Origin of the sequence: Rhodococcus sp. NPDC059179, from assembly GCF_042754885.1 — a bacterium.
In the GTDB taxonomy this organism is placed as follows: domain Bacteria; phylum Actinomycetota; class Actinomycetes; order Mycobacteriales; family Mycobacteriaceae; genus Rhodococcus_G.
Window position 1 is genome coordinate 627,466 of record NZ_JBHZBV010000001.1, and the last position, 13,805, is coordinate 641,270.

14 protein-coding genes are annotated in these 13,805 nt (G+C 70.2%); 5 read left to right on the forward strand and 9 right to left on the reverse strand.

Annotated features, from left to right (window positions below):
* Positions 1 to 36 precede the first annotated feature (36 nt).
* From ACFXMV_RS02855 to ACFXMV_RS02865, 3 genes are read right to left on the reverse strand one after another with little or no spacing between them, the layout of a single operon-like run.
* Positions 37 to 660: a lactate utilization protein C gene (locus ACFXMV_RS02855; RefSeq protein ID WP_378502211.1), complete on the reverse strand. Its 624-nt coding sequence runs from the start codon at positions 658 to 660 to the stop codon at positions 37 to 39.
* The gene (locus ACFXMV_RS02860; RefSeq protein ID WP_378502596.1) at positions 657 to 2,177 is read right to left on the reverse strand and encodes a LutB/LldF family L-lactate oxidation iron-sulfur protein; all 1,521 of its coding nucleotides are present in this window, start codon (positions 2,175 to 2,177) and stop codon (positions 657 to 659) included. Before ACFXMV_RS02860 ends, ACFXMV_RS02855 begins: the two co-directional genes overlap by 4 nt.
* On the reverse strand, positions 2,174 to 2,929 hold the full coding sequence (locus ACFXMV_RS02865; RefSeq protein WP_378502595.1) for a (Fe-S)-binding protein: 756 nt from the start codon (positions 2,927 to 2,929) through the stop codon (positions 2,174 to 2,176). The genes ACFXMV_RS02860 and ACFXMV_RS02865 overlap by 4 nt, the downstream gene beginning before the upstream one ends.
* Before the next feature lie 199 nt (positions 2,930 to 3,128).
* Between ACFXMV_RS02865 and ACFXMV_RS02870 the strand changes: the two genes are divergently transcribed.
* Positions 3,129 to 4,796 carry an L-lactate permease gene (locus ACFXMV_RS02870; RefSeq protein WP_378501898.1) on the forward strand — a complete coding sequence of 556 codons (1,668 nt, stop codon included), beginning with the start codon at positions 3,129 to 3,131 and terminating at the stop codon, positions 4,794 to 4,796.
* 37 nt (positions 4,797 to 4,833) lie between these two features.
* The gene (locus ACFXMV_RS02875) at positions 4,834 to 5,550 is read left to right on the forward strand and encodes a FadR/GntR family transcriptional regulator (protein ID WP_378501897.1); all 717 of its coding nucleotides are present in this window, start codon (positions 4,834 to 4,836) and stop codon (positions 5,548 to 5,550) included.
* Positions 5,551 to 5,620: 70 nt separating this feature from the next.
* Here ACFXMV_RS02875 and ACFXMV_RS02880 read toward each other — a convergent pair whose 3' ends face one another.
* Entirely contained in the window at positions 5,621 to 6,079 is a 459-nt protein-coding gene (locus tag ACFXMV_RS02880; protein ID WP_378502290.1) for a carboxymuconolactone decarboxylase family protein, read from the reverse strand.
* A gap of 50 nt (positions 6,080 to 6,129) precedes the next feature.
* On the opposite strand from ACFXMV_RS02880, the gene ACFXMV_RS02885 reads away from it, so the two are divergent.
* Positions 6,130 to 7,530: a PLP-dependent aminotransferase family protein gene (locus ACFXMV_RS02885; RefSeq protein ID WP_378502289.1), complete on the forward strand. Its 1,401-nt coding sequence runs from the start codon at positions 6,130 to 6,132 to the stop codon at positions 7,528 to 7,530.
* A 70-nt stretch (positions 7,531 to 7,600) separates the two neighbouring features.
* Here ACFXMV_RS02885 and ACFXMV_RS02890 read toward each other — a convergent pair whose 3' ends face one another.
* The 5 genes from ACFXMV_RS02890 to ACFXMV_RS02910 form a co-directional block, all read right to left on the reverse strand.
* Positions 7,601 to 8,149 carry a ferritin gene (locus ACFXMV_RS02890; protein WP_378502594.1) on the reverse strand — a complete coding sequence of 183 codons (549 nt, stop codon included), beginning with the start codon at positions 8,147 to 8,149 and terminating at the stop codon, positions 7,601 to 7,603.
* Between the two features lie 97 nt (positions 8,150 to 8,246).
* Complete coding sequence (locus tag ACFXMV_RS02895; protein ID WP_378502474.1) at positions 8,247 to 8,804, reverse strand: ferritin; 558 nt, start codon at positions 8,802 to 8,804, stop codon at positions 8,247 to 8,249.
* Between the two features lie 28 nt (positions 8,805 to 8,832).
* Complete coding sequence (locus tag ACFXMV_RS02900; protein ID WP_378502742.1) at positions 8,833 to 10,086, reverse strand: LCP family protein; 1,254 nt, start codon at positions 10,084 to 10,086, stop codon at positions 8,833 to 8,835.
* 238 nt (positions 10,087 to 10,324) lie between these two features.
* Positions 10,325 to 11,134, reverse strand: coding sequence for a CPBP family intramembrane glutamic endopeptidase (locus ACFXMV_RS02905; RefSeq protein ID WP_378500304.1), 810 nt, complete (start codon positions 11,132 to 11,134; stop codon positions 10,325 to 10,327).
* Positions 11,135 to 11,214: 80 nt separating this feature from the next.
* Positions 11,215 to 11,985, reverse strand: coding sequence for a DUF2470 domain-containing protein (locus ACFXMV_RS02910; RefSeq protein WP_378500305.1), 771 nt, complete (start codon positions 11,983 to 11,985; stop codon positions 11,215 to 11,217).
* A gap of 122 nt (positions 11,986 to 12,107) precedes the next feature.
* On the opposite strand from ACFXMV_RS02910, the gene ACFXMV_RS02915 reads away from it, so the two are divergent.
* Both ACFXMV_RS02915 and pheA read left to right on the forward strand, forming a co-directional pair.
* Positions 12,108 to 12,845 (forward strand): hypothetical protein, encoded by a 738-nt coding sequence (locus ACFXMV_RS02915; protein WP_378500306.1) that lies wholly within the window; start codon positions 12,108 to 12,110, stop codon positions 12,843 to 12,845.
* A 39-nt stretch (positions 12,846 to 12,884) separates the two neighbouring features.
* Positions 12,885 to 13,805: a prephenate dehydratase gene (gene pheA, locus ACFXMV_RS02920; RefSeq protein WP_378500307.1), complete on the forward strand. Its 921-nt coding sequence runs from the start codon at positions 12,885 to 12,887 to the stop codon at positions 13,803 to 13,805.

Sequence of the window (13,805 nt, forward strand, 5' to 3'; positions counted from 1 at the left end):
GCGGGTCTCTGGACCCGTTAAACGCGCACGGGCGCGTCAGCGCACGATCACGACGTGCAGGTTGCGGGGACCGTGCACGCCCTCGACGCGTTCGAGTTCGATGTCCGAGGTCGCGGACGGGCCGCTGATCATCGTGGTCGGCCGCTCCGGCGTCAGCCGTGCCATCGCCTCGGGCACGCCGACCTCGACGGTCGCGAGCGGCACCACGCACACGTGCAGGTCCGGCACGAGGGTCAGCGCCCGGCGCCCCTGGTCCGGGCTGCCGTCGAGGAAGATGGTGCCGGTCTCCGCGCAGGACACGGTCGAGGCGGTCACCACCGCGTCCAGCGAGGACAGTTCCGGCGCGGGCACGTCGGGGGAATCGACGACGATCTCGCCGTCGAACTCCGCGAGCCAGGAATCATCCAGTCCGGCAGGCACTCCCACCCGCGCGGCGCCGCTGTCGTGGAGCACGCGGGCGATGGTGGCGGGCAGTCCGGCGGCGTCGCACCGGTACACCCGCGCCTTGTAGTCCTCCAGGCGGTCCACCAGCAGGTCCAGGCGCTCGTCGTCGGGCAGGGTGCGGCCGGTCCGGTAGTCCCGCGGAATCTCTTGTGCCGCGGGTGGTGCCAGCGTCAGCGCGTCCCGGATGCGACCGAGGATCACCTCACGTGAGCTCATGCCTGACCCTTTCCTTCCGGTCGTGCGGCCGCGATCTCCGCGCGGCCCTCGTCCGAGTCCCACCAGTGCCGGAAGGTGTGCTGCGGCGGCGCCGGGATGTCCCTGGCCGCTGTCCACCCGTTCAGCGGCGGCGGCAGGGTGGAGATCTTGCCCTTCTTGCCCGCGATCAGGCGCCCGAGCCCCGCGGCCTTCTGTGCCGCGGTGAAGCGACCGGACGAGGACATCGCGAACGACGCGGCCTTCATCGCGGCCGCCTCGGCACCGAACCCGGACTTCTCCACCTTCTGGTGCCGCAGTTCCACCAGCAATGACGGGATGTCGATCTTCACCGGGCACGCGTCGAAGCAAGCCCCGCACAGGCTCGACGCGAACGGCAGCGTCGAGTTGGGATCGTCGCTGTCCTCCATGCCCGCGAGCTGCGGGGTGAGCACGGCCCCGATCGGTCCCGGGTAGGTGGAGCCGTAGGCGTGGCCGCCGGTGCGCTCGTAGACCGGGCACACGTTCAGGCAGGCCGAGCAGCGGATGCAGTTCAGCGCCTCCCGGCCGATCTTGTCGGCGAGGGCGGCGGTGCGGCCGTTGTCGAGCAGCACCAGGTGGAACTCCTGCGGGCCGTCACCGGCCGTGACACCGGTCCACATCGAGGTGTACGGGTTCATCCGTTCCCCGGTCGACGAGCGCGGCAGCAACTGCAGGAACACCTCGAGGTCCGAGTACTGCGGCAGCACCTTCTCGATGCCCATCACGGTGATCAGCGTCTGCGGCAGCGTCAGGCACATCCGGCCGTTGCCCTCCGACTCCACCACCCCGAGCGTGCCGGTCTCGGCGATCGCGAAGTTGGCGCCGGAGATGGCGACGGGGGTGGTCATGAACTTGTGCCGCAGGAACTTTCGTGCGGCCGCGGCGAGGTGTGCCGGGTTGTCGTCGAGGGCGGGGTCGACGCCCGCCATCTCCCGCAGGAAGATCTCGCGGATCTCCGAGCGGTTTCGGTGGATCGCGGGGACCAGGATGTGCGAGGGCTTGTCGTGGCCGAGCTGCACGATCAGCTCGGCCAGGTCGGTCTCGTGCGCGTGGATGCCCTGTTCCTCGAGGTGCTCGTTGAGGGCGATCTCCTGGGTGGCCATCGACTTGACCTTGATGACCTCGGGGGAGCCGGTCGCGCGCACCAACCGGGTGACGATCTCGTTGGCCTCGTTCGCGTCCGACGCCCAGTGCACCACGCCTCCGCGCGCGGTGACCGCGGTCTCGAGCTGCTCGAGCAGCTCCGGCAGGCGGTTCATGGCATCGGTCTTGATCGCGGATCCGGCGTCGCGCAACTGTTCCCAGTCGGGCAGCTCGCCCGTGACGTGCAGGCGCTTGGCCCGGATGGTGTGGGTGGCCTTGCCGATGTTCCGGCGCAGCTGCGCGTTGGCCAGCTCGTGATGGGCGGCGTCGGGGAACTTCTCGGTTCCGCGCAGGAAGCCGGCGCCCTTGGGTGCGCGCGGTGGGAACGCGGGCAGGCCCAGACTCGTGCCCGTCATGCCCGCGCCTCGACCGGCGTCTCCACCGACGCCAGGATCTCGGCGAGGTGGACGGTCTTGGTGCCCATCTGCAGGCGCGACATGCCGCCGCCGATGTGCATCAGGCAGGACGAGTCACTCGCACAACAGAACTCGGCCCCGGTGTCGGAGACGTTGCGGATCTTGTCGGCCAGCATGGCCGTCGACGTCTCCGCGTTCTTGATCGCGAAGGTGCCGCCGAAGCCGCAGCATTCGTCCGCCGCGGGCAACTCGACGAGGTCGATCTCTCGGACCGCGCGCAGCAGCCGCAACGGCTTTTCCCCCACGCGGAGCATCCGCAGCGAGTGGCAGGTGGGGTGGTAAGTGACCCGATGCGGGTAGTAGGCGCCGACGTCGGTCACGCCGAGCACGTCGACGAGGAGTTCGGAGAGCTCGTAGGTCTTGGCCTTGACGGTCTCGACCCGCCCGCAGAGTCCGGCGCTGCCGTAGCGGGACGCGACGATCTCGTGCTGATGGCGGACCGAGCCGACGCAGGAGCCCGACGGCGCGACGACGGCGTCGATGGAGGCGTCGCCGAAGTTCTCGGCGTAGTTCTCCACCAGCGGCAGCGCGCCCGGCTGGTATCCGGTGTTGATGTGCATCTGGCCGCAGCAGGTCTGGCCGGGCGGGAACACCACCTCGTGGCCGAGTCGGGTGAGGAGCAACGCGGTGGACTTGGCCGCGTTCGGGAACATCGTGTCCCCGATGCAGGTGGCGAACAGTGCGATTCGCATGGGATATCTCCGAAATCGATTCTGTGGTCTGACCACAGTAACCCATGGTCAGTGCGGTACGACACAGAATCAACGGCAAGGGGTGAACTTTCGGTTTCCTCTGGATTGTGACGTGGGTCATGGTGTACCTTCCTGTGGTCTGACCACATAGGCGTCAGGGAACCGCCGCCGGCAGCGGCGCAATTCACAGGAGATACATGTGGCAACCGAGCAACTCGCGGTGACCTTCACCCCCTCCACGACCGCCGTGGCGGACAACCTCACCGCGTCGGCGCTTGTCGGACTCGTCCCGTTGCTGACCTTCTTCGTGCTGCTCGCCGGCTTCAAGCTGAAGGCCTGGTATTCCGGTCTCGGCGCGCTCGCGGCCGCCGCGGTGATCGCGTTCGTCGGGTTCGGCATGCCCGCCTCGCTGACCGCACTGTCGGCGGCGCAGGGCATCGCCTTCGGGCTCTTCCCCGTGATGTGGATCGTGGTCACCGCGATCTGGTTCTACGAGCTCACCGTCGTCAGCGGTCGCTTCGAGGACCTGCGCCGGGTGTTCAACTCGATCGGCCGCGGCGACATGCGGGTGCAGGCCATGCTCATCGCGTTCTGCTTCGGCGGCATGCTCGAGGCCCTGGCCGGCTTCGGTGCGCCGGTGGCGATCACCGGCGCCATGCTGATCGCCCTCGGGATGCCCGCGATCCGTGCCGCGGTCACCGTCCTGGTGGCCAACACCGCCCCGGTCGCCTTCGGCGCCATGGCGATTCCGATCACCACCGCCGGAAACCTGACCGGCATCCCCGCCACCGAGATCGCCGCCGTCGTCGGCCGCCAGACGCCCGTGCTCGCGCTGTTCGTGCCGCTGCTGCTGCTGTTCCTGGTGGACGGCAAGCGCGGCATGAAGCAGGCCTGGCCGATCGCGCTCGTCACGGGTTTCGTGTTCGCCCTCGCGCAGTTCTGGTGCTCGAGCAACTTCTCCTACGAGCTCACCGACGTCGTCGCCTCCCTCGCCGGCCTGGCCGCCGCGGTCATCATGCTCCGCTTCTGGTCGCCCACGACGCCCGACGAGCAGCGCTCGAAGGTCGAACCGGAGCCGCTCGACGCCCCCCGCGTGTTCATGGCGCTGTTCCCGTACCTGCTGGTGGTCGTCGTGTTCGGCGTCGCCAAGCTGTGGACGATCGGCTTCGACCTGCCGAAGTGGCTGAGCGGGACCGACCGGAAGGTCCAGTGGCCCGGGCTGTACGGCAACCTGCTCACCGGCAGCGGTGAGCCGGCGGGCAGCGCGGTCTACAACTTCTCCTGGCTCTCGAACCCGGGCTCGCTGCTGTTGATCTGCGGCGTGATCGTCACCATCGTCTACACCCTGTTCACCGGCGCCGGCCGGTTCCCGATGACCGTCAAGATGGGCCTGGTCGCGTTCGGGACGACGCTGGTGAAGATGCGGCTGGCGATCGCGACCGTTGCCACCGTGCTTGGCCTGAGCTACGTGATGAATCAGTCGGGCCAGACGGTCGCGATCGGCACCTGGCTGGCGGGCACCGGGGCGATCTTCGCGTTCTTCTCGCCGATGCTCGGCTGGCTCGGTACCGCGGTGACCGGATCGGACACCTCCGCCAACGCGCTGTTCGCCAAGCTGCAGCAGGCCGCGGGCCAGACCGCGGGCATCGACCCGACCCTGCTGGTGTCCGCGAACACCTCGGGCGGTGTGGTCGGCAAGCTGGTCAGCCCGCAGAACCTGACCATCGCCGCGACCGCGGTGGGCCAGCCCGGCAGCGAGCCGATCCTGCTGCGCAAGGTGATCGGCTACAGCCTGGCGATGCTGCTGCTCCTGTGCACCCTGGTGTACCTGCAGTCCACGCCGGTCCTCGGTTGGATGCTGCCGTGATCCAGCGGCCCGGGCCCACGCCCTAGGCTCACCTCTCATGTCACCGCAGTCGCGCTCGCCTCAGCCCAGCCCCCGAGCCTGGGAGCAGGTACTGAGCCGACTCGAGGAGATGCTGGTCTCGGGCGAGGTACTGCCCGGCCAGCGTCTGCCGAGCGAGCGAACCCTCGCCGTCGACCTCGGCGTCGGGCGGTCCTCGGTGCGGGAGGCGCTGCGGGTGATGGAGGCGCTCGGCCTGCTGAGGGCGCAGACCGGGTCCGGGCCCAATGCGGGCGCCATGATCGTCTCGCGCCCGACGGGCGGCATGACGATGCTGATGCGGATGCAGGTTGCGGCGCAGGGGTTTCCGGTGTCGGACGTGGTGGCGACCCGCCTGGTGCTGGAGGAGGAGGTGCTGCGGTCGCTGGCCATGCGCCGCCCCGCGCCGGACCTGGCCGTCGCGGTGGAACTGCTCGACGCGATGGACGATCCGGCGTTGTCGGCCAACGAGTTCCTGATCCTCGACGCCCAGTTCCACGTCGCGATGGCCGACGCGGCGGGCAACCAGGTGATCGCCGCGATGATGGCCGGGCTGCGCGAATCGATCGAGAGCTACGTCGTCGGCGGCGTCGACGCGTCGAGCTGGCCGACCACCTGCACGCGGTTGCGGCACGAGCACCGCGGGCTGGTCGACGCGGTCGATGCGGGCGATCCGGACCTGGCGGGCAGCCGGATCGTCGACCACATCCGCGGCTACTACGAGGGCGTGCGCCGCTAGGCGCCTTCGGCACCCGTGCGCGTTTGACGGGTCCAGGGACCCGTCAAACGCGCACGGGCAGCGGAGCTGCCTACCGCACCGGCGGGACGCGGCGGGTGCTGACCGCGATCCGGTTCCAGGCGTTGATGGTGAGGATGACGCTGATCAGCTGGGACAGCTCGCGGTCGTCGAAGTGCTCCTCGGCCCGCTCGTAGACGGCGTCGGGGACGAAGCCGTCGGTCAGCACGGTCACCGCCTCGGTGAGGGCGAGCGCGGCCCGCTCCCGATCGGTGTACAGCCCGACCGTCTCCTCCCATGCGCTGAGGAGATAGAGCTTCTGCTCGCTGATGCCCACCTTGCGGGCGTCCTGGGTGTGCATGTCGAGGCACCAGGCGCAGTGATTGATCTGCGAGGCGCGGGTGAGCACGAGCTCGACGAGCACCGGGTCGAGGTCCTTCTTGGCGGCGGCGTCGAGCGCGATCATCGCCTGGTAGACCTCGGGGGACTGCTTGAAGATGTTCACTCGCTGTGCGGTCTCGGTTGTCGTCATGGGAACGACTCTAGGTGCACAATGGTCCGGTTGAATGGTTCAATTCAGCAGTGGAATCATGGGCCAATTCGGGATTGGATCTGCACCTGGACCTCCGCGGTCGCGGTGGCCTCCGCTCGGCTCTGATGGCCACCCTCCGCGAGGACATCCGCTCCGGCCGGCTGGCGCCTGGCGCACTGCTGCCGCCCTCGCGCACGCTCGCCGCCGACCTCGGCGTCGCCCGCAACACCGTCGCGGACGCCTACGCGGAGCTGGTCGCGGAGGGCTGGTTGACCGCCCGCCGCGGCTCCGGCACCCGGGTGGCCCCGCGGGCGGCGTCCCCGACGCACCAGGGAACGCCGCGGCCCGCCCATGTGGCCCGGCCGGCGCACAACCTGATGCCCGGATCGCCGGACGCCGCCTCGTTTCCCCGGGCCGCGTGGCTGGCCTCGGTGCGGCGCGCCCTGACCGCGGCGCCAAGCGACGCCTTTGGCCCGGGAGACCCGCGAGGGCGTCCCGAGCTGCGAAATGCGTTGATGCACTACCTGTCCCGCGCCCGTGGCGTGCGCGCCGACCCCGACCGCATCGTGGTCTGCTCGGGGGTCGCGCACGCGCTGACTCTGCTCGCCCCGCTGCTCGGTGGTGCCATCGCGGTCGAGGGCCACGGCCTGCACGTGCACCGCGACCTGCTGGCCGGGGCGGGGGTGCGCACGCTGCCGCTGACGGTCGACGTGGACGGCGCACGGGTCGACGAATTGCCGTCGCTCGGCGCGCGCGCCGTGCTGCTCACGCCCTCCCACCAGTTCCCGATCGGTGGACCGCTGCACGCGGAACGCCGTGCGGCGGCGGTCGATTGGGCGCGCCGCTCGGATGGGCTGATCCTCGAGGACGACTACGACGGCGAATTCCGGTATGACCGGCAGCCGGTCGGGGCGATGCAGGACCTGGACCCGGATCGGGTGGTGTACCTGGGTTCGGTCAGCAAGAGCCTCTCGCCCGCCCTGCGGCTGGGATGGATGGTGCTGCCCGACCGTCTCGTCGACCCCGTGCTCGAGGCCAAGGGCCTCTGGGAACGATGGGTGAGCGTGCCCGACCAGCTGACCCTCGCGGACTTCGTCGCCTCCGGTCGATACGACCGCCAGATCCGTCTGATGCGCGGCCGGTACCACCGTCGCCGCGACCAGCTGGTGGCGACACTCGCCGAGCGGGCGCCGTGGGTGCGGGTGACGGGCATTGCCGCGGGACTGCACGCGGTGCTCGAACTGCCGAAGGGCACCGAGCGCCGGGTCCTGTCGGCCGCGGCCGCGGAAGGCCTTGCGGTGGGTTCATTGTCGACGTTCCGGCATCCCGACGCGAGCGCTTCGCGCCGGGACGGTCTGGTCGTCGGGTACGGCGCCCCCGCCGAGCATGCGTTCACGGGGGTGCTGGACGCGCTGTGCCGGGCGCTCGACGACGCCGACCGGCAGCACTGAAACAGGAACGGCCGAATGTGTGTGCGGGGCACACGCATTCGGCCGCGACGCTGCGTCCGCTTCGAACCGTTTAGATCGAACCGCCTGCGGCAGGGGGCGCGCCCGCGGTGTCCTTCACGGTGTTCATCTCGCGGGCGACGAAGTCCTCGAGGTTGAACAGGTTGTTGCCCGCACGATCCGCGATCGCCAGCAGTGTGGTCATGGAGGCGACCTCCTCGACCTGCTCCTTGAGGAACCACTGCATGAACTGCTCGCCGAGGTAGTCGCCCTCCTCGCGGGCGGTGCTCGCGAGCTGGATGATCTGGTCGGTGACCAGCTTCTCCTGCTTGAGCGCAAGCGCGATCGGCTCGCGGGTGTCCCCGAAGTGGGTCTTCGACTCATCGACGCCGCTCAGTTCCACGGTCATGTCCCGATCCAGGAAGTACTGGACGATCATCATCGCGTGGTTGCGTTCCTCGACGGCCTGCGAATAGAAATGCTTGGCCAGCTGGGGCAGATCCGCGTTGTCGAAAAAGACCGCCGTCGCGATGTACTGGTGCGAGGCGTTGAATTCGTTGCGAATCTGATCATGCAGAAGCGCGTGAAATTTGGTCCGATGAGTATCTGCGGAATCGCTCATGCCGCCGACAATATCGCTGGTCAGGCGGCATGTCATCCAAGTCAAGCCTTATTGAGGGCAGTATTCCCTAATTGAGCCGAACCTAAATGAGTCGAGCCTAAATGGCGCCGCCCGCCGGCTTCGGTGCGCCGGAATCCGCCGCCACCGGCGAGTTCATCTCGCGGGCGACGAAGTCCTCGATGTTGAACAGGTTGTCGCCCGCCCGGTCGACGATGGTGAGCAGGGTGGACATGGAGGCGACCTCCTCGACCTGCTCCTTGAGGAACCACTGCATGAACTGCTCGCCGAGGTAGTCGCCGGTGTCCCGGGCGGTGCGGGCCAGCCTGGTGACCTGGTCGGTGACCTGCTTCTCCTGCTCGAGCGCCAACTCGACCGGCGCCCGCACCGACTCGAATTCGGTAACCACCGCGCCGATTCCGGGGATCGTGACCTCCAGGTCGTTGTCGATCAGGTACTGAATCATCATCATCGCGTGGTTGCGCTCTTCGTTCGCCTGCCCGTAGAAGCGCGCCGCCAGCTGCGGGAGGTCGTTCCCGTCGAAGTAGACCGCGACCGCGATGTACTGCTGCGAGGCGGTGAACTCGTTGCGCACCTGTTCGCGGAGAAGGTCGTGGAACTCGCTGCGCTGCCGGGAGTTGGTCATGGTCGTGAAGATTACCGGCGCGCGGACCTGAACCACGCCGTCAGTTCGTCGTCAACAACTCCGCAGGCACCGGACGATCCTCGGCGAGGGCTTCGAAGAACGCCGAGGCGCGCTCGCTGTCCCACAACAACACGTCGCCGACGTCGACGACCTCGAAGCCGCCCACCGGCACGGTGGTGGTGATCGGATCGCCGCGCATGGCCCAGGCCAGCCCGGCGAGGTTCCACAGGTGGTCGCCCTCGTCCACCTGCAGCGAGGCCGCCGTCTTGGTCGCCATCGGCCACAGCCGGAACGGGTTGATCAGCGTGCCGACGCTCGTCGCCTTCTTGAGCAGTGCGGACATGAAGGCCCGCTGATTGTTCATCCGGTCCAGGTCGGCCATCGGGGTCGCCCGGGTGCGCACGAAGCCGAGGGCCTGCGCCCCGGTCAGGTCCTGGCAGCCGGGCTGCAGGTTGATGCCCGCGAGCGGGTCGTCGATCGGATAGGGCACGCAGATGTTGACGCCGCCGATCGAGTCGACGATGCCCGCGAATCCGCCGAAGCCGATCTCCGCATAGTGGTCCATCCGCAGGCCCGTCGCGCCCTCGACGGTCTGCACCAGCAGCTGCGGGCCGCCGCCGTCGATCGCGAAGGCGGCATTGATCTTGTCCTGGCCCCAGCCGGGGATGGTCACGTAGGAGTCGCGCGGGATGGAGACCATCGTGGCCTTCCCGCTCTTGGGGATGTGCACCACGATGATCGTGTCGGTGCGCTTGGAGTCGAGCTCGCCGCCGGTCGCCAGCTCCTGCTCCTGCTCGGGGGTGAGGCCGGTGCGGCTGTCCGATCCGACCAGCAACCAGTTGGTGCCCGGGGTGTCGCCGATCCGTCCGGGATAGTCGGCGAGCGCGTCGATCCGGTTCAGGCCACGGTCCAGATAGACGACCGAGCCGCCCGCGATGAGCAGCAGCGCCACCAGGACCAGTCCGATCCGTCGGCCCCAGTGCGGCTTTCGGCCCGTCCTCGCGGGACGGGGCGGCTGCTGCGGAGGGGCCGCCGGGCTGGTGCGGGGCGGCGCGGCCGGTGGGGCGGCGCGTCCGGCCTGCCTGCGGTGCGGGTCGGCGTACGGCTGCGGCGTCTGGGTCGGTGCGTAGGGGGAGGCGCCCTGGGCCGAACGTGGGTTGCGGTCCTCCGGACGGTAGGCCCTGGTCTGCTGCGGTCCGGCCGGGCGGGTGCCGCGCTGGCCGGGTTCGGGAGCCTGCGACCACGCGCGCGGGGACTGCGGAGGCTGCACGGGGCGGCCGTCGCGGCGGATCACCTGGGTGCCCTCGGCGGGGGGCATCGGCCGGCCCGGGCGGGGCGGCGGGACGCGGCGCGGCGGCACCGGATGACCCTGCTGCGGTGGGACCGGACGACCCTGCCTCGGCTGATGGGGCGGCACCGGACGACCCTGATGCGGCGGCTGCGGATTGCGCGACGACCCGCCGTGGCCTGCCCGCGGGTCGCGGGGGTCGCGGTACTGGGGATTGTCGCCGTTCACGGCTCGACTCTACGGGTCACGGCAGCCAGGACACGTGGCCACGCAGCGCTGTGTACCCGACGAATGCGACCGCGTCGATCAGCCAATGCGCGACGATCAGCGGCCACAGCCGGTTGGTCCGCTGCCAGTACCGGCCGAGTATGAGACCCATCACGACGTTGCCGATTCCGCCGCCGAGGCCCTGATAGAGGTGGTAGCTGCCGCGCAGTAGCGAGGAGGCCAGCAGCGACGAGTTCTCGCTCCAGCCGAGCCGGCGCAGCCGCGAGATCAGGTACGCGACGACCAGCACCTCCTCGGCGCCGGAGTTCGCGAACGCCCACAGCAGCAGCGCTGGCAGCCGCCACCAGTGCTCCTCGATGGTGCTGGGCAGCACGGTCAGGTTCGCGCCGACCGCGTTGGCGACGAGGTAGAGGGCGAGGCCGGGCAGCCCGATCAGCGCGGCCAGGCCGACGCCGGGCAGCAGGTCGGGGCGGGGTCGCGGGCGGCCGAGCCCGACCTTCGCCGGGCCGAGGCCGCTGCGCCAGAGCAGGTACAGGCCGAGCGCGGCCCAGGCGCAGAGCTTGACGATGCCGAGCAGCTGGCGGCCGAGGTCGATCCAGCCGTGCTCGGATCGGGACACGTTCAGCGCCACCGTCTGGTCGGCGAGTCCGCCGGGCGCGAGCGCGTCCTCGACCAGCGAGAGAATGCCGGACAGCCCGCTGAGTCCGAAGGTGACCAGCAGCACGATGGTGATCTCGAACCACAGTGCGCGGCGGCCGGCGGCATCGAGCGGCGGTTCGGTCTGCGGGTGCGGGGGCGGCCGGAGCCAGGCGTCGAACCGGGTCACCGGCTCAGGGTATTCGCGGCTGCGCCGCCTGTGCGCGTGTCGTACCCCGATCGGGGTGAAACACGCGCACGGTTGAGGCGTCAGTGCCTGGCGCGCAGGCCGTTCACGAACGGGCAGCCCACCAGCAGGCGCAGCGCCCGGCTCAGGTCGGCGGCGTCGTCGACCGGCTCGGTGAACGCCATCCGGATGTCGCTGTCGCCCGTCTCGCCCTCCACCCGAAGCCGGATGCCATACCGGTCGATGCCGAGCGGCCGGACGCGGCCGGTGCGCAGCGCCCGCGGCAACCGGCCCGCGAGTTGGTCGACGAGCTCGCCGTGGTCGGACTCGAGGTGCTCGAGCCAGGGGCCCTCGACGGCCCAGAACGGGTCGGGGCGGGCGGCGAGCAGCGCGTCAACCGGCACCGGTTCCGCGCCGTGCGAGTCGGCCACCACCGCCGAGTCCAGGATCAGGCGCAGCAGAGTCGTGGTGTGCCCGACGTCGAGCAGCGCGGGGTCGGGGCGCTCGTCGGCGACGGCCGCGGCCAGGGCGCGGGAGGCCTCCGCGGGCACCGGGTGCAGGGCGCCGCGCAGCCAGACCAGCGACCGCACCGGTTCCCGCAGGGAGAGCGGGGTCAGGTCGGTGAGCTCGAGCACCGCGGGCAGCCCGGCGCGGCCGGCCTGCCAGGTCAGCGCGGTGGCCACCGAGTCGGTGCGGACGGTGAGCACCACGTCGCCGCAGGCCCTCAGGTGGTGCACGTCCACCTCGACGGGATCGCTGCCGTCGATGGCGAGCACCGCCTGCTGCGCCCGGGCGCAGGCGCTGCGGACCCGCTCCGCGGTCGACGGACCCTGGGTGGAGGTGGCAGCAGTCATGTGTCGCTCGTTTCCTTTGACTTGCGGCAATGGAGATGCCGATCACAGTAGGTTAGCCATGCCTAAGTTACGTCACCGCCCGGTGGCCCGCAAGGTCTTCGCCTGCGGCTACGGTGGAGGCCGTGTCCACCCTGCTCACGCTGCATCCGCCGACGTCGAACGATCGGCGGCCACCCTTTGCCGGCCTGCTCTCGCAGCGCTGCCCGGACGCGGAGGCGGCGGCGCGCAGGCGTCCCGGTGCGATCTTCGGACCCCCGGTGGTGGCGGCGAGCGCACTCGGTTCGGGCTCGTTCGATGATCCTGTCGTCGTGCGGCTCGACGTCGCGCCCGACGCCATCGGCTCGGACGGGCCAGGGGTGGCGCGCTTCGAAATCGACTGCAGCATGGACCAACTCGACGACGCCCTCGAGTTGGCGCAAGCCGGCGAATCGAACCCACGCCCGCTGACGGCGCCCCTGGCGGTGTTCGTCGCCCCCGACGAACCCGCCGACGCGGGCTGGGCGGCCGAGGTGGCCACCCGGATCGCCGACGCGGGCGCGCACCCCGGCCTGCGCGCGGGGCCGACCCCCGACGAGGTAGCCGACTTCCTGGCGGTGCTCGCCCATTCCGACGCGGGCTTCGTGGCCAGGGTGAACTCCGGGGCGGAGGCGCTCGCCATCCTCGCCGCGACGGTGGCGGCACTGCGCGGGGACGACGTGCGGACCGCGTTCGTCGCCCCGGACCCGGTCCGGGTGGCCGGGCTGAACCAGGACGCCGCCGAGGCGCTTCGCACGGTGCTGCTCAGCATCGAGGTCGAGGACGCCGAGGAGGCGGAGCATCACCTCGCGGCCAACGGGATCACGGCCACCGCCTTGCCCTGAACCCGGGCTCGCGCCGCGACGGGTGCGTAACCTTGTCGTGTGCCTCGTATCGCCTACTTCGGACCATCCGGAACCTTCACCGAGATGGCCCTCGCCCAGATGGAATCGGACGGGGTCTTCGACGGTCCGGTCGAGCGAGTGTCCGCTCCCAGCCCGCCCGCCGCGCTGGCGCTGGTCCATGAGGGTCTCGTCGACGGGGCGGTCGTGCCGATCGAGAGTTCGGTCGAGGGGCCGGTGCCGCCGACCCTGGACGCCCTCGCGGTCGGCCACCGGTTGCAGATCGTCGCGGAAACCGAACTGGACGTGAGCTTTACGATCCTGGGGCGTGCCGGAACCACCCTCGACGCGGTGCGCTCCATCCGCGCGTATCCGGTGGCGGGTGCGCAGGTGCGGATGTGGATCGAGCGAAATCTGCCGGACGCCGATGTCCAGTCCGCGTCCTCCAATGCCGGCGCGGCCGAGGATGTCGCGGCGGGGATCGCCGATGCCGCGGTATCCACCGCGCTGGCGGGTGAACGGCTCGGACTGAGTGTTCTCGCGGGCTCGGTGGCCGACTTCGACGGCGCGCGAACGCGATTCGTGCTCGTCACCCGTCCGGCCCCGACCCCAGCAGCGACCGGGGCGGACCGCACCGCGGTCGTGCTCCAGCTCAACAACGAACCCGGTTCACTGGTCAGCGCGATGTCCGAGTTCTCTACCCGCGGAATCGATCTCACCCGGATCGAATCCCGGCCGACCCGAATCGAGTTCGGCACCTACCGCTTCTATCTGGACTGCATCGGACACATCGAGGACACCGCCGTGGCCGAGGCCCTCAAGGCACTGCACCGCAAGCACGACGTGCGCTTCCTCGGGTCGTGGCCCGCCGCGACCCCCGGCGGGGAGCGACCGCCGTCGGATGAGGAGGCGACCGAATGGTTGCGCCGGATCCGGTCCGGCGAGCCGGAAGGGCGTCGATAG